Annotated in this window: 14 protein-coding genes; 9 read left to right on the top strand and 5 right to left on the bottom strand. The window is 75.4% G+C overall.

What is annotated here, in order from left to right; genetic code table 11:
* Positions 1-35 precede the first annotated feature (35 nt).
* Positions 36-416: a Sec-independent protein translocase protein TatB gene (gene tatB / locus IEY98_RS00675; protein WP_189208325.1), complete on the top strand. Its 381-nt coding sequence runs from the start codon at positions 36-38 to the stop codon at positions 414-416.
* Positions 417-577: 161 nt separating this feature from the next.
* Here tatB and IEY98_RS00670 read toward each other — a convergent pair whose 3' ends face one another.
* Positions 578-1,723, bottom strand: a complete 1,146-nt coding sequence (locus tag IEY98_RS00670; protein WP_189208324.1) for an Mrp/NBP35 family ATP-binding protein — start codon at positions 1,721-1,723, stop codon at positions 578-580.
* 120 nt (positions 1,724-1,843) lie between these two features.
* Here IEY98_RS00670 and IEY98_RS00665 point away from each other — a divergent pair, with 120 nt between their 5' ends.
* Positions 1,844-2,305, top strand: a complete 462-nt coding sequence (locus IEY98_RS00665; RefSeq protein WP_189208323.1) for a MarR family winged helix-turn-helix transcriptional regulator — start codon at positions 1,844-1,846, stop codon at positions 2,303-2,305.
* A gap of 3 nt (positions 2,306-2,308) precedes the next feature.
* Here IEY98_RS00665 and IEY98_RS00660 read toward each other — a convergent pair whose 3' ends face one another.
* From IEY98_RS00660 to IEY98_RS00645, 4 genes are all read right to left on the bottom strand, one after another.
* A complete protein-coding gene (locus IEY98_RS00660; RefSeq protein ID WP_189208322.1) occupies positions 2,309-2,812 on the bottom strand; it encodes a DUF1003 domain-containing protein in 504 nt (167 codons plus the stop codon).
* On the bottom strand, positions 2,805-4,070 hold the full coding sequence (locus tag IEY98_RS00655) for a magnesium transporter MgtE N-terminal domain-containing protein (RefSeq protein ID WP_189209952.1): 1,266 nt from the start codon (positions 4,068-4,070) through the stop codon (positions 2,805-2,807). Before IEY98_RS00655 ends, IEY98_RS00660 begins: the two co-directional genes overlap by 8 nt.
* Entirely contained in the window at positions 4,067-5,035 is a 969-nt protein-coding gene (locus IEY98_RS00650) for a helix-turn-helix domain-containing protein (RefSeq protein WP_229786723.1), read from the bottom strand. Before IEY98_RS00650 ends, IEY98_RS00655 begins: the two co-directional genes overlap by 4 nt.
* Positions 5,036-5,206: 171 nt before the next feature.
* Positions 5,207-6,076: an aminoglycoside phosphotransferase family protein gene (locus IEY98_RS00645; RefSeq protein WP_229786394.1), complete on the bottom strand. Its 870-nt coding sequence runs from the start codon at positions 6,074-6,076 to the stop codon at positions 5,207-5,209.
* Between the two features lie 101 nt (positions 6,077-6,177).
* Between IEY98_RS00645 and IEY98_RS00640 the strand changes: the two genes are divergently transcribed.
* The 7 genes from IEY98_RS00640 (at position 6,178) to IEY98_RS00610 (ending at position 25,580) form a co-directional block, all read left to right on the top strand.
* Positions 6,178-7,263, top strand: coding sequence for an HpcH/HpaI aldolase/citrate lyase family protein (locus tag IEY98_RS00640; protein ID WP_189208320.1), 1,086 nt, complete (start codon positions 6,178-6,180; stop codon positions 7,261-7,263).
* Positions 7,260-8,135 carry an HpcH/HpaI aldolase/citrate lyase family protein gene (locus tag IEY98_RS00635; protein WP_189208319.1) on the top strand — a complete coding sequence of 292 codons (876 nt, stop codon included), beginning with the start codon at positions 7,260-7,262 and terminating at the stop codon, positions 8,133-8,135. The genes IEY98_RS00640 and IEY98_RS00635 overlap by 4 nt, the downstream gene beginning before the upstream one ends.
* A 293-nt stretch (positions 8,136-8,428) precedes the next feature.
* A complete protein-coding gene (locus IEY98_RS00630; protein ID WP_189208318.1) occupies positions 8,429-11,746 on the top strand; it encodes a beta-ketoacyl synthase N-terminal-like domain-containing protein in 3,318 nt (1,105 codons plus the stop codon).
* Complete coding sequence (locus IEY98_RS00625; protein ID WP_189208317.1) at positions 11,746-14,712, top strand: thioesterase domain-containing protein; 2,967 nt, start codon at positions 11,746-11,748, stop codon at positions 14,710-14,712. The genes IEY98_RS00630 and IEY98_RS00625 overlap by 1 nt, the downstream gene beginning before the upstream one ends.
* Positions 14,709-17,000 (top strand): lantibiotic dehydratase, encoded by a 2,292-nt coding sequence (locus IEY98_RS00620; RefSeq protein ID WP_189208316.1) that lies wholly within the window; start codon positions 14,709-14,711, stop codon positions 16,998-17,000. Before IEY98_RS00625 ends, IEY98_RS00620 begins: the two co-directional genes overlap by 4 nt.
* Positions 16,997-20,287: a non-ribosomal peptide synthetase gene (locus IEY98_RS00615; protein ID WP_189208315.1), complete on the top strand. Its 3,291-nt coding sequence runs from the start codon at positions 16,997-16,999 to the stop codon at positions 20,285-20,287. The genes IEY98_RS00620 and IEY98_RS00615 overlap by 4 nt, the downstream gene beginning before the upstream one ends.
* A gap of 1 nt (position 20,288) precedes the next feature.
* Positions 20,289-25,580, top strand: a complete 5,292-nt coding sequence (locus IEY98_RS00610; protein ID WP_189208314.1) for a type I polyketide synthase — start codon at positions 20,289-20,291, stop codon at positions 25,578-25,580.
* The last annotated feature ends 8 nt before the right edge of the window (positions 25,581-25,588 follow it).

The following is a 25,588-nucleotide window of genomic DNA, read 5'->3' as shown; positions in this document are numbered from 1 at the left end:
AGTCTGGGGCCAGGAGCGAGCGCGGAGGTGTCAGGGTGTTCGAGAGCATCGGCTGGGCCGAGATCCTGGTTCTCGGCATCGCCGGGCTGTTCATCCTGGGCCCGGAGCGGCTGCCCGACGCGGCCGCCTGGCTCGGGCGCAGCATCCGCAAGGTCCGCGACTTCGCCACCGGAGCCCGCGACCAGCTGAAGAACGAACTGGGCCCGGAGTACGACGACATCCGCAAGCCCCTTGAGGACCTGCGCAGGCTGCGCAACTTCGACCCGAAGCAGATGATGGCCAACCACCTCTTCGGCGACGACCACGACGGCACCAAGCCCAACGGCTACGCCCCGCAGCCCCCGATCCCGCAGATCAAGCCCGCCGCCCCGCCCGCCCCGGAGAAGAAGCCGGACTTCGACCCCGACGCGACCTGATCCCGGCCCCATTGGGGGTGCAGGGAGAAGCGACGCCGAGTCGCGCAGGCTGGTGGTCGAGCACCTCGGCGCGACCGCTCACGTCGTCCAGGCCGGCTACCGGCTGAACAGGCGCCCACGACCCCCGCGAGCGGTGAAAGCCCGCTCGCAGGGGGACAGGGCTAGCGGCCCGCGGGGCTGACGGAGAGCATGCGGCCCGCCAGGCCGCGGGCGCGGACGGTGAGCTTGCCCGCGATCTCGTGCAGCACCTTCGCCGCCGGGGCGTCGGGCTGGGACGTGACCAGCGGCTCGCCCGCGTCGCCGCCCTCGCGGAGGCGGGGGTCGAGGGGGACCTGGCCGAGCAGGGGGACGTCCGAGCCGACGGCCTGGGTCAGCGAGTCCGCGACGGCCTGGCCGCCGCCGGTGCCGAAGACGTCCATGCGGGTGCCGTCGGGCATCTCCAGCCAGGACATGTTCTCGATCACGCCCGCCACCCGCTGCCGGGTCTGCAGGGCGATGGCGCCCGCGCGCTCGGCGACCTCGGCCGCTGCCTGCTGGGGGGTGGTGACGACCAGGATCTCCGCGTTGGGGATCAGCTGGGCGACGGAGATGGCGATGTCGCCGGTGCCCGGCGGCAGGTCGAGCAGCAGCACGTCCAGGTCGCCCCAGAAGACGTCGGCGAGGAACTGCTGGAGGGCGCGGTGCAGCATCGGGCCGCGCCAGACGACCGGGGTGTTGCCGGGGGTGAACATGCCGATGGAGATCACCTTCACGCCGTTGGCCTGCGGCGGGAGGATCATCTTCTCGACCTTGGTCGGCTTGTCGGTCGCGCCGACCATGCGCGGGATCGAGTGGCCGTAGATGTCGGCGTCGACGATGCCGACCTTGAGGCCGCGCGCGGCCATGGCGACCGCGAGGTTGACCGTCACGCTGGACTTGCCGACGCCGCCCTTGCCGGAGGCCACGCAGTACACCCTGGTCAGCGAGCCGGGCTCGGCGAACGGGATGCGCGGCTCCTCGGCGTCCCCGCGCAGCGACTTGCGCAGGGCGGTGCGCTGCTCGTCGGACATGACGTCGAGTTCGACGGCGACCGAGACCACGCCGGGCAGAGCCGACACCGCGGCGGTGACATCGCGGGTGATCTTGTCGCGCAGCGGACAGCCCGCCACCGTCAGGTACACGCCCACGTCCACCCGGCCGTCCGGGTGCACGGTCACGTCCTTGACCATGCCCAGCTCGGTGATCGGCCGGTGGATCTCGGGGTCCTGCACCCCCGCGAGCGCGGCGCGCACGGCCTCGGTGCTGGGGACCTGCTGCGTGGAAGTCACCTATCCATGTTACGGAGTGGTAGGCCGCTGTCCGCATGGCCCGCGCCACACGGGCTGGTGGCGAGGCGGCCAACCACGCTCCGTACGATCGGCAGTCTCTCCCCGTGAAGGAGGACGCCGTTGACGGTGCCGCAGCAGGCCGCCCGGCCGACCCGAGAACAGCTCGCCGCCTGGCGGAACTTCCTGCGCGCGCACGCCCGCATCACGCGCAGCCTGGAGGCCGAGCTGGTGGCCGAGCAGCGCCTCTCCCTCGGGTCATACGACGTGCTGCTCCAGCTCGCCGAGGCGCCGAGGCGGCGGCTGCGGATGGCCGAGCTGGCCGACGCCGTCCTGCTGTCGCGCTCCGGCGTGACCCGCCTGGTCGACCGGCTGGAGCGCGCGGGCCTGGTGGCCCGCGAGCGGGTCGCGGGCGACGGGCGCGGCGTGGTCGCCGCGCTCACCGAGCGTGGTCTCGACACCCTCAGGACGGCGTCGCACACGCACCTGGCGGGCATCGTGCGCCACTTCGTCGCCCACCTCGACGCCGCCGAGCTGGCCGAGATCGGCCGGATCTGCGGGGACCTCGCCGACCAGCCGGAGTGAGGGTCAGAACGGCAGTTCGTCGCGGGACTTGCGCCGGGGCTCCCCGGACAGCCCGGTCCTGAGCTTCTCCAGCTCGCCGCGCAGGTAGTCGCGGGTGGCGACCTCGCCGATCGCCAGCCGCAGCGCGGCCAGCTCGCGGGCCAGGAACTCGGTGTCGGCCTTGGTCTGCGCGGCGCGCGCCCGGTCCTCCTCCAGCGACACCCGGTCCCGGTCGTCCTGGCGGTTCTGGGCCAGCAGGATCAGCGGGGCGGCGTAGGCGGCCTGGGTGGAGAACGCCAGGTTCAGCAGGATGAACGGGTAGGGGTCCCAGCGCAGCGACACCGCCACCAGGTTCAGCGTGATCCAGACGACGACGATCAGCGTCTGCCAGAACAGGAACTTGCCGGTGCCGAGGAACCGGGCCAGCCGCTCGGAGAACCGGCCGAAGGCCTCCGGGTCGAACCGGACCCGGAGGCTGCGCGGCGCCCTCGGCTGGTCGAGCCTGCGGCGGAATGTCGGCTCAGGCACCGATGACCCCTTCGGAATGCCGCCAGCCCTCGGGGAGCAGGTGGTCCAGCACGTCGTCGACCGTGATCGCCCCGACCAGGTGCTCGCCGTCGTCGACGACCGGCGCGCACACCAGGTTGTAGGTGGCGAAGAAGCGGGTGACCTCCAGCAGCGTGTCGGCGGGCCGCAGGGCGGTCAGGTCGCGGTCGACCAGCCCGGCCACCAGGTCCGACGGCGGCTCGCGCAGCAGCCGCTGCGTGTGCACCAGGCCGAGGTAGCGCCCGGTCGGGGTGGCGCTCGGCGCCCTGCACACGAACACCATGCTGGCCAGCGCCGGGGTGATGTCGGGGTTGCGCACCCTGGCCAGCGCCTCGGCGACGGGGGAGTCGGGGGCCACCACGATCGGCTCGGGCGTCATGAGCCCGCCCGCGCTGTCGTGGCTGTACTCCAGCAGCCGCTTGACCGGTGCCGACTCCTCCGGCGCCATGAGTTCGAGGAACCGGTTCTTGTCCGGCTCGGACAGCTCGGCGAGCAGGTCCGCGGCGTCGTCGGGGTCCATCGCCTCCAGCACGTCGGCGGCGCGCTCCTCGTCGAGGTGGCGCAGCAGGTCGGTCTGGGCGGTCTCGGACAGCTCCTCGATGACGTCGGCCAGCCGCTCGTCGTCGAGGGCGTCGGCGACCTCGTAGCGGCGCTTGGCTGGCAGCTCCTGCATGGCCTTGGCCACGTCGGCCGCCCGCATGGACTCGAAGACGGCCAGCAGCCGGTGCGCGTCCTGCGGCTGCCCCACCAGCTCGGTGATGCCCGGCGCGCGCACCTCCGACCAGTCCAGCACCTCGACCGGCCCGCGCCTGCCGAGCCGCCCGGTGCGCTCGCGCACGGCGATGCGCCCCAGCACCCAGTCGCGGGTCCGGGTCGGCTCCATCGCGGTGTCCACCACGACCGCGCTGCGCCCGGACTCGATGACCGTGACGCGCGCGTCCAGCAGCTGACCGATCACCAGCACCTCGTGCGGGCGTTTGGTGAAGTGCCGCATGTTGACCAGGCCCGTGGCCAGCGTGACCGCCTGCGGCTCGATCGCGGCGACCCGCAGCATCGGCACGAAGATCCGCCGCCGGGTCGCCAGCTCGACGACGAGGCCGAGCACCCGGGGCGGGGCGCCGTCGGCGCGCAGCCCGGCCACCAGGTCGCCGATCTTGCCGATCGACTCGCCGTCCGGGCCGAACACCGGCAGCCCGACCAGCTGCGCCGCGAACACCCTGGTGGTAGCCACGCCGGTCAGGCTAGCCGCCTGTCGACGTGCTCACCGGTCAACGCGTCCCCCGTGTCCGTGCGCTGGTAGCGCACCGAGCGACCGTCGCGGTACTTGGCGACCAGGCCCGCGTCGCGCAGCACGGCGAGGTGGTGGGAGACGGTGGCGGCGGCGAGCCCGTGCCGCCTGCTCAGCTCCGTGGTGGTGCTCGGGCGGTCGAGGCTGATCAGCAGGCGGGCGCGGGTGGCGCCGACCAGCCGGTCCAGCGACGACGGTCCCGCCGCGTCGGGACCGCCGACCGCCGGGTACATCAGCACGCTGTCGTCGGGGTTGCCCAACTGGCTGAACAGGTTCGGCCAGGCCAGCACCGACGGCGAGAGCACCAGCTCGTCCCCGTTGAGCTCGTAGGTCTCGGTGTACGGCTTGTCGATCTCGATGCGGCCGTTGGCCCAGCGGGTCTTGGCGTGCAGGGAGTCGATGAGCGCGCCGATGCCCCCGGCGGCCATCGTGCGGGCCCGCCGCGCGAGGTCGGCGTCGATGCGGGCGCGCAGCCCCGGCCAGTCGTCGGCCATCGCCGCGGCCCAGAACCGCGCCATCCCGTTCGCGGCGCGCCTGGCGAACGTGCCGGACTCGGCGGCCGCGCGCAGCCGGGGATCGGCGCCGTGGGTGGCCGCGGCGAGCTGGGCCATGACCGCCTCGGCCGACGTGGCGGCCATCCGCTCCAGCTGCTGGGCGAACACGCGGTCGGCGGGCACGGCGGCGGGCTTGGGGGTCAGCAGGTCGGGGATCGACTTGGGCGGCGACGCGGCGAACAGCACCGCCACCAGCCGCACGTCCGGGTCGCGCAGGGCGAACCGGGCCGTGGGGCCGGGATCGCCGTAGAGCGGGTGCGGGAGGCCGCCCGCGGTGTAGGCGAGCCACTCCATGGCCTCGGTGGCGGGCGATGGGGCCAGCCGGACCCGGGCGAGCGCGGCCGCGTCCAGGCGCACAACCATCACGCGCCCAGCCTAGTGACCATTCGAGCACGATCGAATAGCTGGCGGTGGCGGCATCGGACGCGGTGTGCTGGTCCCGCCACGGCGTGGGGGGAAGGCGCTGTGGACGCCGGGGACTGGGGGTGCGGCCGGGGTTCGCCCCGGCCGCCCCCGGTGTCCCCGGCGGGCCGTTCAGCTCAGGGCGTCGATGATCGCCTCGGCGCTCTGGCCTGCCGGATCGTCATCGTCGGACCAGAGCCAGGACTCGACAGCGCGCACCAAGGTCCACTTGCGGGCCTTGGCCCGGTCCATGCCGGTGGCCTCGACCAGCGCGTCCAGCCGGTCGGCGAGGTCGCCGTCGGTGTGGCGGTTCCACAGCATCGGGATCAGGCCGAACTCCGGGTCGCCCGCGATCGGCTTGGGGTCGATGACCAGCCAGGGCTCCCGCGCGCCGCCGAGCACGTTCTCGTAGTGCAGGTCCTCGTTGACCAGCCGCGAGGCCGACACCGGGCCGAGTTCGCGGCAGTAGGCCACGGCGCGGTCGATCAGCTCGTCGTCGACGGCCTCGCCGGTCGCCTTGAGCGCGGCGTTGTCGGCGGGCAGGTCGACGGCCAGCCGCTCGGCGACCGCGCGCAGGTGGCGCACCGGCGCGGGCGCGGGCCGGTCGAGGCGGCGGATCAGCTCGGCGGTGATCTCCAGGGCCTTGTCCAGCGGGACGTCCATCAGGGTGCGGTCGGCGTCGAGGCGTTCGAGCAGCAGGCTCCAGCCGTCGGCGGTCAGCAGCCGGACCGCGCCGTCGCCGTCCCACAGGCGCAGGGCCAGCGCCTCGTGCTCGGCCTCCGGGTGCGGCCAGCCGATCTTGAGCACCGCGGGCGCGCCGTCGGCGCGGCGGACCGGCTGCACCACCGAGCAGAAGCCATGCCACGACGGGCCGTCCGGGCGCAGGGACCAGCGGTCCAGCATCGCCGCGCCCTGCGCGGGCAGGCTGGCCAGCCAGGCCCGGCCCGCCTCGCCCTCCCGGTCGGCGAAGCCCTCGGCGAAGGCCGGTGGGATGTCGAACACCCTGCTCCCTCATGTCGTTGGTCACGATGGCGGTCCGGCAGGGCCCGTGGTCGACTAGAACATCTAGTCAGTTACCGGCCGGTAGACAGCTCGGAGGCCCGATGCGTTCCCCCAAGGACTTCTTCCGCCCACTCGCCGTCGGCGCGCCGGAACCGCTGCGGGAGGTCCCGTTCCGGCCCTCCCGGATGATTCACTTCTTCGACCCGAGCAACGAGAAGATGGCCGCCAAGGTTCCCGCCATGGCGGCGCAGACCGATGTGCTGCTGGGCAACCTGGAGGACGCCGTCCGCGCCGACCGCAAGGAGGCGGCGCGGGCCGGGCTGGTCGCGGTGGCCAAGACCACCGACTTCGGCGACACGCAGCTGTGGACCCGGGTCAACAGCCTGGACTCGCCGTGGGTGCTCGACGACCTGATCACGCTGGTGACCGAGATCGGCGACAAGCTCGACGTGATCATGATCCCCAAGGTCGAGGGCGCCGCGGACATCCACTACGTCGACCGGCTGCTCGCCCAGCTGGAGGCCCGCGCGGGCCTGACCAGGCCGCTGCTGGTGCACGCGATCCTGGAGACCGCCAGCGGCGTGGCCAACGTCGAGGAGATCGCCACCGCGAGCCCGCGCATGCAGGGCATCTCCCTCGGCCCGGCCGACCTCGCCGCCAGCCGCCGGATGAAGACGACCCGGGTCGGCGGCGGCCACCCCGGCTACCTCGTCCGCACCGACCCGACCGGGGACGACCTCACCGCGGGCCGGACCACCTTCCAGCAGGACCTCTGGCACTACACCGTCGCGCGCATGGTCGACGCCTGCGCGGCCGCCGGGATCCTGCCCTACTACGGGCCCTTCGGCGACATCGCCGACGTCGTGGCCTGCGAGGACCAGTTCCGCAACGCGTTCCTGCTCGGCTGCGTCGGCGCGTGGAGCCTGCACCCCAAGCAGATCGCGATCGCCAAGAAGGTGTTCTCGCCAGCGCCGGAGGACGTCGCGTGGGCCCGGCGGGTCATCGCCGCCATGGGCGACGGCACGGGCGCGGTCATGATCGACGGGAAGATGCAGGACGACGCCACGGTCAAGCAGTGCCGGGTCGTCGCCGACCTGGCCGACGCGCTCGCCGCGCGCGACCCCGAGCTGGCCGCCGCGTACGAGGCCGCGACCAAGTCGGCCGTCGAGGAAGGTGTGTCCGCATGACGTACGTGCCCCGCCGCTCGGTCCTCTACATGCCCGGCGCGAACGAGCGCGCGCTGGAGAAGGCCAAGACCCTGCCCGCCGACGCGCTGATCCTCGACCTGGAGGACTCCGTCGCCCCCGACGCGAAGGCCGACGGCCGCAAGCGGGTGTGCGAGGCCGTCGGCGCTGGCGGCTACGGCCGCCGCGAGCTGACGATCCGCGTCAACGGCCTCGACACCCAGTGGCACGCCGACGACCTGCGCGCCGCCGCCGAGGCCGGTCCGGCCGGGGTGGTGGTGCCCAAGGTGAACTCCGCTGCCGATGTGCACGCCATCGAGCGCGCGTTGGAGGCCGCGGGCGCGCCCGACCACACCGCGATCTGGGCGATGGTGGAGACGCCGATCGCCATGCTGCGCGCCCACGAGATCGCCGCGGCCAGCGAGCGGCTGACCGTGCTCGTCATGGGCACCAACGACCTGGCCAAGGAACTGCACGCCGAGCACGTGCCCGGCCGCGCGCCGCTGCTGACCGGCCTGTCGCTGGCCCTGCTCGGCGCCCGCGCGGCGGGCAAGGTCATCCTCGACGGCGTCTACAACGACGTGAAGGACCTCGACGGCTTCGCCGCGGAGTGCCGCCAGGGCCGCGAGTTCGGCTTCGACGGCAAGACGCTGATCCACCCCGGCCAGATCGGACCGTGCAACGAAGTCTTCGCCCCGTCCGATACCGAGGTGGAGCACGCCCGCCGGGTGATCGCCGCCTTCGAGGCCGCGGCCGCCGAGGGGCGCGGCGTGGTCACCGTCGACGGCCGGATGATCGAGAACCTGCACGTCGACAACGCCCGTCGCGTCCTGGACGTCGCGGCGGCCATCGGCGCGTTCGACAACGGGGAGTGATCACCGTTTAGTCACGGCCAGTCACAAGATCGAGCGCATGTGATCACGGTCACCCACTCATGGCCTAGGTCTTCCCGCTAACTGGTAACCAACCGTGAAAAATTGCGGCTGTTTGGTCCACGCGCGCTGATGCGTCCTCCGCAACTTTCCGAAATGGCTGCTCGGATGGCGGAGGACGTGCTTAGCCTTCCCGCCATCTGATGGGCAGCTGTCCGAAGGGGCAGTGGGGGGAAGGGGAGACCGGTGACCGGCAGGGGACGACGACGTCCGGCCCGGCCCGCTCCGGTACGCGGATGAGACCGACGGTCGCGCAGGGTTTCGCCGACGCCGCCCGGCGCTGGCCGGACGCGCTCGCGGTCGGCGGCGAGCATCCGCTGACCTACGCGGAGCTGGCCGTCCGCGCGGGCGGTGTCGCGCGCGCCCTGGCCGGGATCGCCCCGGGCGAGCGGGTCGGCGTCGCGCTGCCGCACGGGCCGCGCGCGATCGCCGCCGTGCTCGGCGTCCTCGCCGCGGGCGGCGCCTACGTCCCGATCGACCCGGCGTTCCCGGCGGCGCGGCGCGCCGTGATGGCCGAGACCGCGGGCGTCGCCACGGTCGTCACCGAGGCCGCCAGCGGGCTGCCCGGCATCATGATCGAGCACGTCGCTGACGCGCCGCTGACCGTCGCCGAACCGGGCGAGACCGCGTACGTGCTGTTCACCTCCGGCTCGACCGGCGAGCCCAAGGCCGTCGCGCAGACGCACGCGAACCTGCGCCACGTGGTGGACAACCAGCTCGCCACGCTCGGCATCGGCCCCGCCGACCGGGTGGCCCTGCTGGCCTCGCTGTCCTTCGACGCCGCCATCCCGGACCTGTTCCCGGCCCTGCTCGCGGGCGCGGCGGTGGTCCCGGTCGACGTGCGCGCCGAGGGCGTCGCCGAGACCGCGCGGCTGCTCGCCGAGCACGGCGTGACCGTCTACCACTCCACGCCCACCCTGTACCGCTACCTCGTCGACACGGGGGCGCTCCTGCCGTCCGTGCGGGTCGTGCTGCTGGGCGGCGAGCAGGCCACCTGGGCCGACCTGCGGCGCGGACGGGACCGGTTCGCGCCGGACTGCGTGTTCGTCAACGGCTACGGGGCCACCGAGGTCACCTTCGCCGCGCAGTTCCGCGTCGCCGCCGCCGACCTGCCGGACGCCGACGGTCCGGTGCCGATCGGCTCGGCGCTGCCCGGCTACACGCTCCGCATCGCCGACGACGGCGAGATCGTCGTCGCCGGGAAGCACCTCGTCGGCCGGTACCTGAGCGGGCCGGGCGACCGCTTCGGCGTCGACCCCGACGGCACGCCCACCTACCGCACGGGCGACCTCGGCAGGCGCGACCCCGACGGCGCGCTGGTGTGCCTGGGCAGGCTGGACCGGCAGGTCAAGGTCCGCGGGCACCGCGTCGAGCCCGCCGAGGTCGAGGCCGCGCTGACCGCGGCGTCCGGGGCCCGCGCCCGGGTGATCGTCCGCGACGGTCGGCTGCTGGGCTACGTCGAGTCCGCCGACGCCGACCCGGTCGCGCTGCGCGCCGCGGTGGCCGACGCGCTCCCCGGGTACTGCGTGCCGCAGGCCGTGGTCGCCGTCGCCGCGTTCCCGCTGACCGTGACCGGCAAGGTCGACGAACGCGCGCTGCCCGACCCTCCCGCCGAGCGACCGGCGCGGGCCATGACCGACACCGAGCGCTTGGTTCACGACGCCTGGTGCGCGGTGCTCACCGTGCGCTCGGTGGGGCTGGACGTCGCGTTCTTCGACGCGGGCGGGCACTCGCTGAGCCTCGGCGTCCTGCGCGCGCGCCTGGCCGAGGCCACCGGAGCCGACATCGGCGTCGCCGCGCTGCTGCGCCACCCGACCGTCGCCGCGCAGGCCCGGTTCCTCGACGCCGATCCCCGGGAGCGGGAGCGCGGCGCCGTCGAGCGGGCCGAGACCGGGGACGAGATCGCCGTCGTCGGCCTGGCCTGCCGGTTCCCCGGCGCGGCCGACGCTGGCGCGTTCTGGTGGAACCTGTGCGCAGGCGTCGACTCCATCCACGACCACACCGACGCCGAACTGGCCGCGCTCGGCATCGGCCCGGGTCTGCGCGCCGACCCGGCCCACGTCCGCGGGCACGGCGTGCTGACCGGGGTCGAGGAGTTCGACGCGGAGTTCTTCGGGTTCACCCCGGCCGAGGCCGAGACCACCGACCCGCAGCACCGGCTGTTCCTGGAGACGACGTGGGCGGCGCTGGAGGACGCGGGCCACGACCCGGCGACCGAGCCGGGGCGCGTCGGCGTCTTCGCCTCGGCGTCGGTCAACCGGTACTTCCTCTACCACCTGTTCGACAACCCGGCGGTGGCCGACCTCGACCCCGACGACTGGGAGGGCAGGCTGCTCGGCCGCCAGCAGGCCGACCACCTGCCCGGCCAGGTCGCCTACCGGCTCGGCCTGACCGGCCCGGCGATGGCCGTGCAGAGCGCGTGCTCCAGCGCGCTGGTCGCGGTGTGCGAGGCGGCGCAGAACCTGGCGGACTACCGCTGCGACATCGCGCTCGCGGGCGGGGTCGCGGTGACCTGGCCCCGGCACCGCGCGGGCGGGATGGCCTCCCCGGACGGGCGCTGCCGGGCCTTCGACGAGGCGGCGGCGGGCACCGGGTTCGGCTCCGGCGTCGGCGTCGTGGTCCTGCGGAGGCTGGCCGACGCCCGCGCCGACGGCGACCACGTGTACGCCGTGCTGCCCGGCTGGGGTGTGAGCAACGACGGCGCCGAGCGCGCCGGGTACGCCGTGCCCAGCCCGGTCGGGCAGGCCGAGGCGATCGCCGACGCGCTGGCGGCCGCCCAGCTCGACCCGGCCGACGTCGGCTTCGTCGAGGCGCACGGCAGCGGGACGCCGCTGGGCGACGCGATCGAGGCCGCCGCGCTCACCGACGTCTTCGGCGACGTCGAGCACTGCGCGCTGGGCTCGGTGAAGACCAACATCGGGCACCTGGACGCCGCTGCGGGCATCGCGAGCCTGATCAAGGCCGTGTTGGCCGTGCGGCACGGGCAGATCCCGCCGAGCCTGCACTTCACCGCCGCGCACCCGGACGTCGACCTCGGCCCGTTCACCGTGCCGACGAAGCTGACCGCGTGGCCAGCCGGTCCGCGGGTGGCGGGCGTGAACTCCTTCGGCGTGGGCGGCACCAACGCGCACGTCCTGGTCCGGCAGTCCGAAGAGGACATCCCGTCGCCGTGCCCGGAGCGGACCTGGACCCTCCCGGTCTCCGCGCGCGACCCGATCGCCCTGCGCGCGGTGCTGTCGCGGCTGCGGGACCACATCGCCGAGCACGCCCCGCGCGTCGCCGACGTCGCGTACACGCTGTCGGTCGGCAGGCGGGCGTTCGACTGCCGCGCCGCGGTCGAGTGCACCGACGCGACCGTGCTGGCCGCGCTGACCGAGGCCATCGACGGCCGCACGACCGCGCGCTCCGAGCGGGCGCGCCGGTGGGTCGCGGGCGAGTCCGTCGCGTGGGCCGAGGACTTCGACGGCGTCCCGGCGCGCCGCGTCCCGCTGCCCACTTACCCGTTCCGGCGATCGCGCCACTGGATCGACCCGCCACGCAAGGAAGTGCTCTAGTGGAGTGGTTCGTCAACCGCGTCCCGCGCCCCGGCGCGGACGTCCGGCTGTTCTGCCTGCCCTACGCCGGGGCGGGGGCGTCGGTGTTCGCCGCGTGGCCCGCCGCCGCCGGTCCGCGGATCGACGTGCACGCGCTCGCGCTGCCCGGCCGGGAGCGGCGCATCGAGGACGACCCGAGGTTCGACGTCGCCGAGATCGCCGCCGCCCTCGCCGAGCGCGCCGACCGGCCGTTCGCGCTCTACGGGCACTCCATGGGCGCGCGGCTGGCCTTCGAGGTCGTCCGCGAGCTGCGCCGGACGGGCGCGGCGCTGCCGGAGAAGCTCATCGTCGGCGGGTGCCGCGCCCCGCACGAGACGGCCGCGACGGTGTTCGACGGCCTGTCCCGGGTGGACGACGCGGAGCTGGTGCGCAGGCTCACCGACGGCGGCGGGCTGCCCGCCGAGGTGGCCGGGTCGGCCGAGCTGGTCGAGCTGCTGCTGCCCGCGCTGCGCGCCGACTTCGCCTGGATCGACGACTACACCCACACCGCCGAGCCGCCGCTCCCGGTGCCGATCGTCGTCTGCCACGGCACGGGCGACCGCGCCGTCAGCGCCGAGCACGCCGCCGCGTGGGCCCGCCACACCGACCGCTTCACGCTGCGCGAGTTCGACGGCGGCCATTTCTTCCTGCACGAGAACGAGGCGGAGCTGCTGGCCGTGATCGCCGAGGAGATCCTCCCGGCCCGGCCGGACGACCGCGTCCGGCTCGGCGACACCGAGTGGTCGGTCTGGCCGGACGCCGAGCTGCGCACCGCGGGCTTCCCGGTCGAGGGCCTGCACTGGTTCGCCGACCCCGACGTCGCCGAGGCTGCCGACGCCGCGCTCGCGGGCGCCGACGAGGACTTCGCCCGCAGGCTCGCCGACGCGCTCGCCCGCACCGACGAGCGGATCGGGAAGGTCCTCGCCGACCCGTTGTTCACCGAGGCGCTGCTGTGGCAGAACGCCGAGTTGGCCGCGCGGTTCACCGGCGGGCTGTCCGAGCGGGCCAGCACGCGGCGCAGGCAGCGGCTGGTCGTGGGCCGCTACTGGCAGCGGTACTGCGCGAAGAACGAGACCATCGGCTTCTTCGGCCCCGAGCTCGTGGCGCGGGTCGCCCCGGACGCCCCGGCCATGACCGCGACGCCCGGACCGGCGCTCGTGCGCGGACGGGTCGTGCGGTTCGAGGCGTGGGCGCTGGCCGCCGTCGGCGCGGCGCTGTGCGCCGACCCGGCCGTGCGGGCGTGGATGCCGCCGCGGCTCGCGCCGCACCTGACCGTGCGCGACCGCGCGGTCCTGCGCCCGGCCCGCCCGCCGCTGCCGCTGAGCCCGGCCGAGGCGATCGCGGTCGAGCTGTGCGACGGGCGGCCCGCGTGCGCGGTCATCGCCGACCTCGCCCACCACGTGCGCGACGCCGAGACGCTGCTGACCCGGCTGGTCGAGCGCGAGGTGCTGACCTGGGACGCCGACCTGCCGATCGCCCCGCACGCCGAGGACGTGCTGCGCGAGCGCGTCGCCGCCATCGGCGACGAGACCGTGCGCGGCCCAGCGCAGTCCACTCTGGACCGGCTGTTCGCCGCCCGGGACGCGGTGGCCGCCGCCGCGGGCGACCCGAACGCCCTCGCCGCGGCGATGACCGCGCTGGACGCGGTGTTCACCGAGATCACCGGCCGCGCGGCCACCCGCGACGGCGGGCAGACCTATGCCGCCCGCACGCTCGTCTACACCGACACCGCCCGCGACCTCGACGTGGTCGTCGGCGCGGGCCTGCTCGACGCCGTCGCCGAGCCGCTGGCCCTGCTGCTGCGCGCGGCCCGCTGGCTGACCGGCGCGCTCGCCGACGCCTACACCGCCGCCCTCGCCGAGCTGTACGACGACCTCGCAGGCGGCGGCCCGGTGTCGCTGGCCGACCTGTGGTTCCTCGCCCAGGGCCTGTTCTTCGGCGACGGCCCGCGCCCGGTCGACGCGGTCTCGGCCGAGTTCGCCGCCCGCTGGGCGCGGCTGTTCGACCTCCCCGACACCGACCGCGCCCACTTCACCACCGCCGACCTCGCCGAGGGCGCCGCGCTGGCCTTCCCCGCCGACCGGCCGGGCTGGTCCGCGGGCGTCATCCACAGCCCGGACCTGCAGATCTGCGCGTCGTCGGTGGACGAGATCAACCGGGGCGAGCACACCGTCGTGCTCGGCGAGCTGCACACCGCGTGGGCGAGCCTGGACTGCCCGGTGTACGCGTCGTGGCACCCCGACCCCGAGCGGCTGCGCGCGCGGCTGGCCGAGGACCTCGGCGGCGGGTGCGTCCGGCCGCTGTTCCCGGCCGACTGGCCCCGCCGCACCGGCCGCCTCGGCGACGGGCTCGTCGGGCGCGCCGACCCGCAGCTGGCCTTCGCCGCCGCGCCCGGGGCCGACCGGTCCCGGCTGGTCGCCGCGACCTCCGTCCGCGTCGAGCGCGACGGCGGCGAGCTCGTCGCGGTGCTGGCCGACGGTCGGCGGCTGCGGCTGATCGAGGTGTTCTCCGCGCTGCTGTCGACCCACGCGGTGGACGCGTTCAAGCTGGTGGCCGCCGCCCCGCACACCCCGCGCATCACCGTGGACCGGTTGGTCGTCGCGCGCGAGACCTGGCGCACCACCGTCGGCGAGACCGGCCTCACCGCGGCGCAGGGCGACGCGGAGCGGTACCTGGCCGTGCGGCGGTTCCGCGCGCGGCTCGGGCTCCCGGAGCGGGTGTACGTCAAGATCGGCACCGAGACCAAGCCCTGCTATGTCGACTTCACCGCCCCGGTCTTCGCCCTGTCGCTGTGCGCCATGGTCCGCGCCGCGGCGGCCCACGGGGGCGCGGACGTGTCGGTGACCGTCAGCGAGGCGTTGCCCGCCCCCGAGCGCTCCTGGGTGCCCGACGCCCAGGGCAGGCGCTACACCTCCGAACTGCGGCTGCACATGGTGGACGGGTCATGACCGCGCGCGACGGCGAGGTTCCGAGACACCTGGTCGGACTGGGGGACACCGGCTGGCTGGTGTGGCGCGACGGGCTGCTGCGCTCGGCGGGCTTCCCGGCCGCGGGCCTCGACCGCTTCGCCGACCCCGACCTGGCACCCGTCGCCGACGCGGCCATCGCCGGGACCGTCGCCGACGACGTCTTCGCCAAGGCGTTCGCCGACGCCGTCGAGCGCGCGGCGGCCGCCGCGACCGAGACGGCCGCCGATCCGCTGCTGCGCGAGGCGGTGACCTGGCAGAACCCGTCGGTGCTCGTCTCGCTGGACGGGCTGGCCGCCGGTGGGGCGCGCCGCAACGTGCGGCGGCGCGACCGGGAGAAGGCGCTGCTGCGCTACTGGCAGCGGTACTGCGGCAAGAGCGAGACCATCGGCTTCTTCGGCCCGGTCTCCTGGCTGCGCGTCGAGGACGACGCGCCCGCGCTGCGCGCCGAGCCGGGCGAGCGGGCGCTGCGCGGCAGGCGGGTGTTCTTCGAGGCGTGGGCGATGGCCGCGCTCGCCGAGCGGCTGGCCGGGGACGCCGGGGTCCGGCGCTGGTGGCCGGTCCGGCCGCGCCCGCACGTGAGCGTCGAGGGCCAGCGGGTCGTGGTCCCGCTGATGCCCGCGACCACCTTGTCCACTGTGGAGGCGGCCGTCCTGGCGCTGTGCGACGGCAGGCCTGCCAGGGAGGTCGCCGATGCCGGACTGCTGCGCACACCCGAGGACACGTACCTGCTCCTGGAGCGCTTCGTCGAGAAGGGCGTGCTGCACTGGGACGCGGGCCTGCCGCTCAGCCCGCGCGCCGAGGACGTCCTGGCCGAGCGGATCGCCGCCATCGGCGACGCCGAGGCCAGGGCGCGGGCGGCGGAGCCGTTCGCCCGGCTGCGCGCCGCCCGCGACCGCGTGGCCGACGCGGACGCCGACGGGCTCGCCGAGGCGCTGCGGCTGCTCGACGCGGAGTTCGTCGCCGTGACCGGCGTCGAGCCGCGCAGGCGCAGCGGCATGGCCTACGCCGGGCGCACCCTGGTCTACGAGGACACCCTGCGCGACGTCGATGTCGTCGTCGGCGCCGCGCTGCTCGACCGCGTCGCCGGGCCGCTGGACGTGGTGCTGCGCGCCGCCCGGTGGCTCACCGCCGAACTGGGCGCGGCCATCGGCGCCGCGGTGCGCGAGCTGTACGCCGAGCAGCCGCGTCCGGTGCGGCTGTCGGACCTGTGGACGATGAGCCAGGGCCTGCTGTTCACCGGCGACGACCAGCCCGCCGACCGCGTCGCCGCCGAGTTCACCCGCCGCTGGGCCGTCCTCTTCGGACTCGGCGCGGAGGGGCCCGTCGCGGTGGACACCGCCGACGCGCTCGCCAGGGCGGCCGAGCTGTTCCCGGCCACGGCGCCCGGCTGGCCGTCGGCGCGCGTGCACAGCCCCGATATCCAGGTCGGCGCGGTCGATGTCGACGCGGTCAACCGGGGCGAGTGCCAGTTCGTGCTCGGCGAGCTGCACCCGGCCAGCACGCCGGTCGACAGCGCGCTGTTCTCGGTGTGGCACCCCGACCCGGCGGCGCTGCGCGCCGGGCTCGACGCCGACCTCGGCCCGGCCCGGCTGCGCGTGCTCTACCCGGCCGACTTCCCCCGGCAGACCGGCCGCACCCGGCACGGCCTCGACGGCCCGCTCGACCGCGAGCTCGGCATCGGCGACACCGAGGGCGCCGACCTGGCGCGGACGGTGCCCGCGACCGCGTGCCTGGTCGAGGACGTGGCGGGCGAGCTGGTCGTCCGGCTGCCGGACGGGTCGGCGTGGCCGCTGCTGGAGGCGTTCCACGACCTGCTCAGCGCCAAGCTCATGGACAGCTTCAAGCTGCTCGCCCCCGCCGCGCACACCCCGCGCATCAGCATCGGCGAGCTGGTGGTGGCCCGCGAGACCTGGCGCACCACGGTCGCCGAGACCGGGCTGACCTCGGTGACCGGCGAGCCCGAGCGGTACCTGGCGCTGCGGCGGCTGAAGGCGCGGCTCGGGCTGCCGGAGCGGGTGTTCGTCAAGATCGGCACCGAGACCAAGCCGTGCTACCTCGACCTCACCGGGCCCCTGCACGCCCAGGTGTTCGCCTCGATGCTGCGCACCGCCCAGGCCGAGGGCGGCCCGGACGTGACGGTCGTGTTCACCGAACTCCTGCCCGTCCTGGAGCAGAGCTGGCTGACCGACGCCGAGGGGCGCGGCTACGTCAGCGAGCTGCGCCTGCAGATCACCGATCCTGTCCCCTACCCGGGAGGTGCGGTATGACCACCGTGCTCGACCTGATCGCCGCGCACGCCCGGACGCGGGGCGACGCGCCCGCGGTGCGGCAGTGGGACACCACGCTCACCTACGCCCAGCTGTGGGAGCGGGCCTGCGGGCTGGCCGAGGAGCTGCGGGCGCGGGGCGTGCGGCCGGAGGACCGGGTGGGCGTGCGCGTGGCGCGGACGCCGGACCTGGTCGTGGCCGTCCTGGGCGTGCTGCTCAGCGGCGGGGCGTACGTCCCGATCGACCCGGCGCTGCCCGAGGGGCGCGTCGCGGCGGTGCTCGCGGACTCCGGCGCGGTCGCGGTCGTCTCCGAGGTGCGCGCGTCCGCCGCCGACCTGGTCCCGGCCGTCGACGCGGGATCGCTGGCCTACGTGCTCTACACGTCCGGCTCGACCGGCGTCCCCAAGGGCGTGCTCGTCACCCACGCGAACCTCCACAACTACATCGTCGAGACCGCGCGGCTGCTGGCCGCCGGGCCGGACACGCGCGCGCTGGCCGCCTGCTCGGTCGGCTTCGACGCCAGCCTCATCGACCTGCTCGTCCCGCTCGCGGTCGGCGGCTGCGTCATGCTCACCACGGAGGCCGACCGCGCCGATCCCCGGCGGCTGGCGGAGTTCGTCGTCGCGCACGGCGTGGACTGGGGGTTCCTCACCCCGGCAGTGCTCGCCCTGGTCGACCCGCGCGCGGTTCCCCAGTGGACGACCGTGCTCAGCGGCGGCGACGTCGTCCCGGCCGCCCTGGCCCGGCGCTGGCTGCGGGCGGGCCCGCGGCGGTTCTTCAACATGTACGGCCCCACCGAGACCACGGTCTCGGTGACCACCGCCGAGGCGACCGGCGGGGAGGCCGTGCTGCCGATCGGCGCGGCCACCGGCGGTCACCGGCTCTATGTCGTGGACGCTCAGCTGCGTCTGGTGGATGAGGGCGAGCTGCTCGTCGGCGGTCCCGGCGTGGCCAGGGGGTACCTCGGCAAGCCGGGCCTGACCGCCGACCGCTTCATCCCCGACCCGTTCTCCGGCGAGCCCGGCGCGCGGCTCTACCGCACCGGCGACCGGGTCCGGGTGCTGCCCGACGGCCGGTTGGCGTACCTGGGCAGGCTGGACCGGCAGGTCAAGATCCGCGGCCAGCGGGTCGAGCCCGCCGAGACCGAGGCCGTGCTGAGCGGGATCGACGGCGTCGCCGAGTGCGCGGTCCTGGTGGACGGCGACACGCTCGTCGCCGTGGTCGCGCCCGAGACCGCGCCGGACGACCTGGTCGAGCGCGCGGCCCGGCTGCTGCCGTCGGCGCTGGTGCCCGCCCGCGTGGTGCGGGTGCCCGCGCTCCCGCTCACCCCCAGCGGCAAGGTGGACCGCTCGGTGCTGCTGAGCCGGTCCACTGAGGACTTCACCGATCCGGTCGAGGCCGAGGTGGCGCGCGCGTGGACGGCGGCCATCGGGCGGGCGCCCACCCGCGACGCCGACTTCCTCGCCGAGGGCGGGCACTCGCTGGCCGCCATGCGGATGGTCGCCGCGCTGCGCACCGCGCTGGGCGTGGGCGTCGCCGTCGAGGCGGTGTTCGACGGCCGGACCGTCGCCGGGATCGCCGAGCGGGTGGCCAAGGCCGAGCCGCTGACCGGTCCGCCGGTGCCGACCGGCAGCGCCCCCGCGCTGTCGCCGCCGCAGCACCGGCTGTGGTTCATGGACCAGCTGGCCCCGGCGAGCGCCCCCTACAACATCGCGCTGGCGACCCGCCTGCGCGGCGAGCTGGACGTGCCCGCGCTGCGCGGCGCGCTGCGGGCCGTGGCCGCCCGGCACGACGTGCTGCGCTGGCGGATCCCGCAGACCGCGGGCGTGCCGTACGCGGTCCGCGACGAGCCCGCCGACGTCCCGCTCGACATCCGCGAGGTGGCCAGCGCCGACATCCCCGGCCTGCTCGCCGAGGACGCCGCCACCCCGCTGGACCTGGCCGCCGGGCCCGCGTGGCGGGCGCGCCTCTACCGGACCGCGCCCGACGAGCACGTCCTCGGGATCACCCTGCACCACGCGGTGTTCGACGGCTGGTCGCAGGACGCGTTCTACCGCGACCTCGCCGACGCCTACGCTGGCCGCGAGCTGCCGCCCCTGCGCACGGGGTACGCCGACTACGCCCACTGGCGCGCCGAGCGCGACCGCAGGCAGGGCCCGGACGACCTGCGCTGGTGGACCGCGCACCTGGCGGGCGCGCCGACCGTGCTCGACCTGCCGCGCGACCGGCCCCGCCCGCCCACGCCGACCTACCGGGGCGCCGAGGCGGCGGCGGCCGTCGAGCGGGCCGACGCCGTGCGCGACCTCGCCCGGCGCATGGCGACCACGCCCGCGACCGTGCTGATGGCCGCGTTCGGCGAACTCGTCGACCGGCTCACCGGCGGTCCCGACCACGTCGTGGGCCTGGTGCTCGCCGACCGCGAGCACGCCGAGTTCGAGGACGTCGTCGGGTTCTTCGTCGACACCGTGCCCCTGCGGCTGCGCGGCGGCGGCACCTTCGCCGAGCGGGTCGCCAGGGTCGGCGACGAGCTGCGGGCGGCGGCCGCGCACCCGGCCGCGGCGCTGGACAGGATCGTCGCCGCGCTGGGGGCGGGCCGCGACCCGTCGCACGCGCCGCTGGTGCAGGTCATGCTGAACGTCCTGGACTTCGCCGACCCGGCGGCGCGGCTGCCCGGCTGCGCCGCCGAGCCGGTCCGGGTCGCCAAGCCCGGGTCGCCGTTCGACCTGACCCTCTACCTCGACCCCCGGAACGTCGCCGTCGAGACCGTCTACAACCCGGACCTCTTCGACGCCGAGCGGATCGACGCCCTGCTCGCGGACCTGACCGAGCTGGCGGGCGCGCTCGCGGCTTGCCCGGACGTCCCGGCCGCCGAGGTGGCCGCGCACCTGCCCAGGGCCGCCGTGCGCACGCCCGCGCCCGGCGCCATGGTCGCGCCCGCGCCGGAGCGGGCCGTCGCGGGCGGCCCGGAGACGCCCACCGAGCGGCTGGTCGGCGAGATCTGGCAGGCGGTCATCGGCAGGCCGGTCCGCCCGTCGGACAACTTCTTCGACATCGGCGGCGACTCGATGGCCATGGCCGCGGTGCACGCGCGGCTCACCAAGGCCACCGGCCGCCAGGTCCCGCTGCTCGACCTGTTCCGCCACCCCAACGTCCGGGCCCTGGCCCGCTACCTCGACGGCGACGGCGGCCGCCCCGAGCTGGCCAGGGCCGCCCAGCGTGCCGCCGCCCGGCGCGCCCGGCCTCGCCCGACCCGACCCGTTCCGCGCCGCGGCGCCCAAGGAGACTGAGATGACCCACCCAGAAGACACTCCCGGCGCGGAGCCCATCGCGATCGTCGGCGTCGCCGCGCGCGTCCCCGGCGCGCCCGACACGGCCGCCTTCTGGCGCAACCTGGTCGACGGCGTCGAGTCGGTCACCCGATTCACCCGGGAGGAACAGCTGGCCAGGGGCGCCAAACCGGCCGAGGTGGACGACCCGGGCTGGGTGTCGGCCGCGCCCATGGTCACCGGCTTCGACGAGTTCGACGCGGGCCTGTTCGGCATGTCCGAGCTGGAGGCCCGGGTCGCCAGCCCCAACCACCGGCTGTTCATGGAGTCCTGCTTCACCGCGCTGCAGGACGCGGGCTACGACCCGGCCCGCTACGACGGCCCGATCGGCGTCTACGCGGGCACGGGCGGCAACGACTACCTGTGGGAGAACGTGCTGCGCAACGCCGCGGTGGGCGCGTCGCCGTACAACCTGGTGTCGCTGGCCACCGGCAACTCGCCCAACTACGTGGCGACCCTCCCGGCGTACAAGCTCGACCTGCGCGGCCCCAGCCTGACCGTGCACACGGCGTGCTCCACATCGCTCGTCGCGTTCCACCTGGCCTGCGAGGCGCTGCGCAACCACGAGTGCGACATGGCGCTCGCGGGCGGGGTCAACATCGAGTTCCCGCAGGGCGTCGGCTACCTCGGCATGGACGGCTTCACCTCGCCCGACGCGCACTGCCGCCCGTTCGACGCGGGCGCCAACGGCACGGTGTGGGGCAGTGGCGTCGGCGTCGCGCTCATCAAGCGGCTCTCCGACGCCGTCGCCGACGGCGACACCATCCGCGCGGTCGTGCTCGGCAACGCGATCAACAACGACGGCGCCGGCAAGGTCGGCTTCACCGCGCCCAGCCAGGACGGGCAGGCCGAGGCGATCGCCCAGGCCGTCGCCATGGCCGGGGTCGACCCGCGCACCGTGACCTACATCGAGGCGCACGGCACCGGGACGGCAGTCGGCGACCCGATCGAGGTGGCCGCGCTGTCCTCGGTGTACGGGCAGGACACCGCCGACCGGGGCTGGTGCGGCATCGGGTCGGTGAAGTCCAACATCGGGCACCTGTCGCAGGCGGCGGGCATCATCAGCCTGATCAAGGTCGTGCTGGCCATGGAGCACGGGCTGATCCCGCCGACGATCAACTACGAGCGCCCCAACCCGGCCATCGACTTCGCCGCGACCCCGTTCTGGGTGGCCGACTCGCTGACCCGCTGGGAGCCCGACGGCGTGCCGCGCCGCGCGGGGGTCAGCTCCTTCGGCATCGGCGGCACCAACGCGCACGTGCTGCTGGAGCAGGCGCCCGCGCCCCGGCCCGCGCCGCGCGCGGCGGGCCCGCAGGTGATCCAGGTGTCCGCACGCAGCGCGGCGGCGCTGGACAAGGCCGTCGCCGACCTCGCCGACCACCTGGCGAACACCGACGTCGCGCTGCCGGACGTGGCCATGACCCTGCGCGAGGGCCGCGCCGCGCACGCGCACCGCGCCGCCGTGGTCGCCGAGGACACCGCCGACGCCGTCGCCGCGCTGAAGGCCAAGCGCCGCCGCATCACCGGGGTGGCGGGGGAGCCCAGGGTGGCGTTCCTGTTCTCCGGCCAGGGCTCCCAGTACGCCGGGATGGCCGCGGCGCTGTACGAGCGCGAGCCCGTGTTCGCCGCCGCCGTGGACGAGTGCGTTTCCGTGCTGGGCGAGGACCTGCGCGCCCTGCTGCTGGACCCGGGCACAGGCGAGCTGATCGGGCAGACCCGCCACACCCAGCCCGCGCTGTTCACCGTCGAGTACGCCCTGGCGCGGCTGTGGGAGTCGGTCGGCGTGCGGCCCGCGGCGATGCTGGGCCACTCCATCGGCGAGTACGCCGCGGCCACCGTCGCGGGCGTGTTCACCCTGCCGGACGCGCTGCGCGTGGTCGCGGAGCGCGGCAGGCTCATGCAGTCGCTGCCCCCGGGCGCGATGCTCGCGGTCCAGCTGGACGAGGCCGACGTCGAGCTGCCGGAGGGCCTCTCGGTCGCCACGGTGAACGGCCCGGGCACCTGCGTGGTGGCGGGCGAGACCGCCGCGGTCGAGGCGTACGCGGCCGACCTGGCCGACCGGGGCGTCAAGGCGAAGGCGCTGCGCACCTCGCACGCGTTCCACTCGGCGATGATGGACCCGATCCTGCCCGCGTTCACCGAGTTCATGCGGTCGGTGCCGCTGGCCGCGCCCGCCATCCCGGTTCTGTCCAATGTGACCGGTGACTGGCTGACCGACGAGCAGGCGACCGACCCCGCCTACTGGGCCGCGCACCTGCGGCAGCCCGTGCGCTTCGGCGCGGCCGTGGCCACCCTGCTCGCCGCGGACGGGCCGTGGCAGCTGCTGGAGGTCGGTCCGGGCAGGCAGCTGGCCGGGCTGGCCCGCATGCAGGTGGCCAGGGCCGACGAGGCCCAGCGCGGCCTCGCCCCGCTGACCAGCCTGCCGGGCCAGGGCGAGCCGGAGGTCTTCGCCACCGCCGCGGCCACGCTGTGGACCCTGGGCCTGCCGGTGCGGCTGCCCTCGGCGCCCGACGCTGGCCGGGTGCCGCTGCCGGTGTACCCGTTCGAGCGCAAGCGCTACTGGGTGGACCCCGACCCGGAGGAGACGGTCGCCAAGCCGCGCGGCCCCCGCCCGCTCGACGACTGGTTCGCCGTGCCGGTCTGGCGCCAGGCCGTCGCCACCGCCCCGCGCGGGCAGCTCGGCCGGGTCCTGCTGCTGGGCGACGGCCCGCGCGCCGACGCGCTGGCCGAGGGCATGGCCGCCCTGCGGGTCCGGGCCGGGGACGCCTTCGCCCGCACCGACGACGGGTTCACCGTGCGGCCCGGCGAGCGCGCCGACTACGAGGCCATGGTGGCCGCGCTGGGCGCGGACCTGCCGGAGCACATCGTCCACGCCTTCGCCCTCGACGGGGACCCGGCGGGGGAGGACCCGGCGGCGGTGTGGGCGGCGCAGGAGCGCGGCTTCCACAGCGCGCTGGGCCTGGCGCAGGCGCTCGCCGGTCGATCGGCGCGCCTGGACATCGTGTGCTCGGGCATCGGCGACGTCCGCGGCGACGACCTCACCCGGCCCGAGCACGCGACGCTGCTGGGCATCGCCCGGGTGCTGCCCGCCGAGCTGCCCGACCTGGAGCTGCGGCTCATCGACGCCGACGGCGACGCCGCCCTGCTCGACGAGCTGCGCAGGCCGGCCACCGACCGCGAGGTCACCCTGCGCGGCAACCGGCGCTGGGTGCTCGGGTTCGACGACGTGCGCCTCACCGAGGCCGAGGACGGCATCCGCGACGGCGGCCGCTACCTGATCACCGGCGGGCTCGGCGGCATCGGCATCACCCTGGCCGAGGACCTCGCCGTGCGCGCGAAGGCCAAGCTGGTGCTGACCGCGCGGGCCGGTCTGCCGCCGCGCGCGGAGTGGGACACCCACCTCGCCGTGCACGGCGACGGCCCGACCTCGCGGATCGGGCGGGCCATCGCCGCGATCCGGCGGATGGAGGCCGCGGGCGCCGAGGTGCTGGTGCTCGCCGCCGACGTGACCGATGTGGACAGCCTGCGCCGGGTGCGCGCGGCCGCGGTCGAGGCGTTCGGCGGCCTCGACGGCGTCGTGCACGCCGCGGGTGTCGCGGGCGGCGGTGTCGCCGAGGTCAAGGAGCGGGCGGCGGCCGAGCGGGTGCTGGCCCCCAAGCTCACCGGCACGCTGGCGCTGGCCTCGGTGTTCGGCGGCGACGAGCTGGACTTCGTGGTCCTGTGCTCGTCAGTGACCTCGGTCCTCGGCGGGTTCGGCCAGGTCGACTACTGCGCGGCCAACGCCTTCCTCGACGCGCACGCCCGCGCGGGCCGAGGATGGCGCGCCCCGCTGCTGTCGCAGAACTGGGGCGGCTGGGCGGAGCTGGGCATGGCGGTGGAGACCGCGGCGCTCGCCCAGTCCGGCCAGGTCACCGTCGACTCCGCCATCGACCACCCGGTGCTGACCACGCTGTCGGTGACCGGCGACCAGGCCGTCGCGCACGGGATCGTCACCCCGGCGACGCACTGGCTGCTCGACGAGCACCGCATCGGCGGGACCGCGGTCGTGCCCGGCACCGCGCACCTGGAGTGCGCGCGGGCCGCGTTCGCCGCGGCCGTGCCCGGCGCGGGGAGCGTGGAGCTGCGCGACGTCGTCTTCCTGGAGCCGTTCGCGGTGCCGGACGGCGACGCGGCGCGCTACGAGGTCGTGCTGACCGTGTCCGGGACGACGGCGGAGTTCGTCGTGCAGGGCAGGCGCGGCGGCGTCGTCACCCGGCACGTCCAGGGCGCCGCGGAGTGGGGCGAGTCGGCGGGGGAGAAGCTGGACGTCTCCGCCGTGGCCGCCCGCACCGAGCCGCTGGACGCCACCACCGGGTTCGGCACCGGCCGCACGAGCATGCTGAGCTTCGGGCCGCGGTGGGCGTCGCTGCGCGAGCACCGCGCCGCCGCCGACGAGGAACTGGCGACGATCGTCGCGCCACCTGCCGCCGAGGGCGACGACTGGGTGCTGCACCCGGCGCTGCTCGACGTGGCCACCGCGTTCGGCGCTGGCCGGGGCTCGGGCACCTACCTGCCGATGTCCTACGGCCGGGTCGTCGTGCGCGACCGGCTGCCCGAGCGCTTCCACAGCCACCTGCGCTACCGGCCCTCCGACGGCGACGAGCTCGTGGTCGCCGACCTGTCCCTCGTGGACGACGACGGCCGCGAGCTGGTCGCGGTGTCGGAGTTCCTGCTGCGCCGCGTCGACCAGGACGCGGTGACCGGCGGGCTGGGCTCCGCGCCCGCGCCCGCCCGGCGGCGCGACCCGGCCTCGGGCGACATCGCGCCCGCCGACGGCGTGGCCGCGTTCCGCCGCAGCCTGGCCGCCGGGCTGGGCGCGCAGGTCGTCATCACCCCGGTGTCCGTGGCCGAGATCGCCGCCCGCGCGCACACCCCGGCCGACACCGCCGCCGAGACGACCGTGGTCGTCGAGGGCGACGCGTCGGCCGGGCCGCGCACCGAACTGGAGGCGGTCATCGTCCGCGCCTGGCAGGACAGCCTCGGCGTCGGCGCCATCGGCGTGCACGACGACTTCTTCGCCCTGGGCGGCAACTCGCTCGTCGCCGTGCAGCTCATCGCCGCCCTGCGCTCCGCGACCGGCGTGCGGCTGCCGATGCGCAGCCTGTTCGAGGTCCCCACGGTCGCCGGGCTGGCCGAGCGGATCGAGGAACTGCGCGCCGAGGCCGAACCCGAGCCCGAACCCACCCAGACCATCCGCCGTCTCCCCCGCGCCTGAGAGGACGC

This window comes from Actinokineospora fastidiosa, from assembly GCF_014648415.1.
Lineage (GTDB): Bacteria > Actinomycetota > Actinomycetes > Mycobacteriales > Pseudonocardiaceae > Actinokineospora > Actinokineospora fastidiosa.
This window is presented reverse-complemented; position numbering and strand designations above follow the sequence as displayed.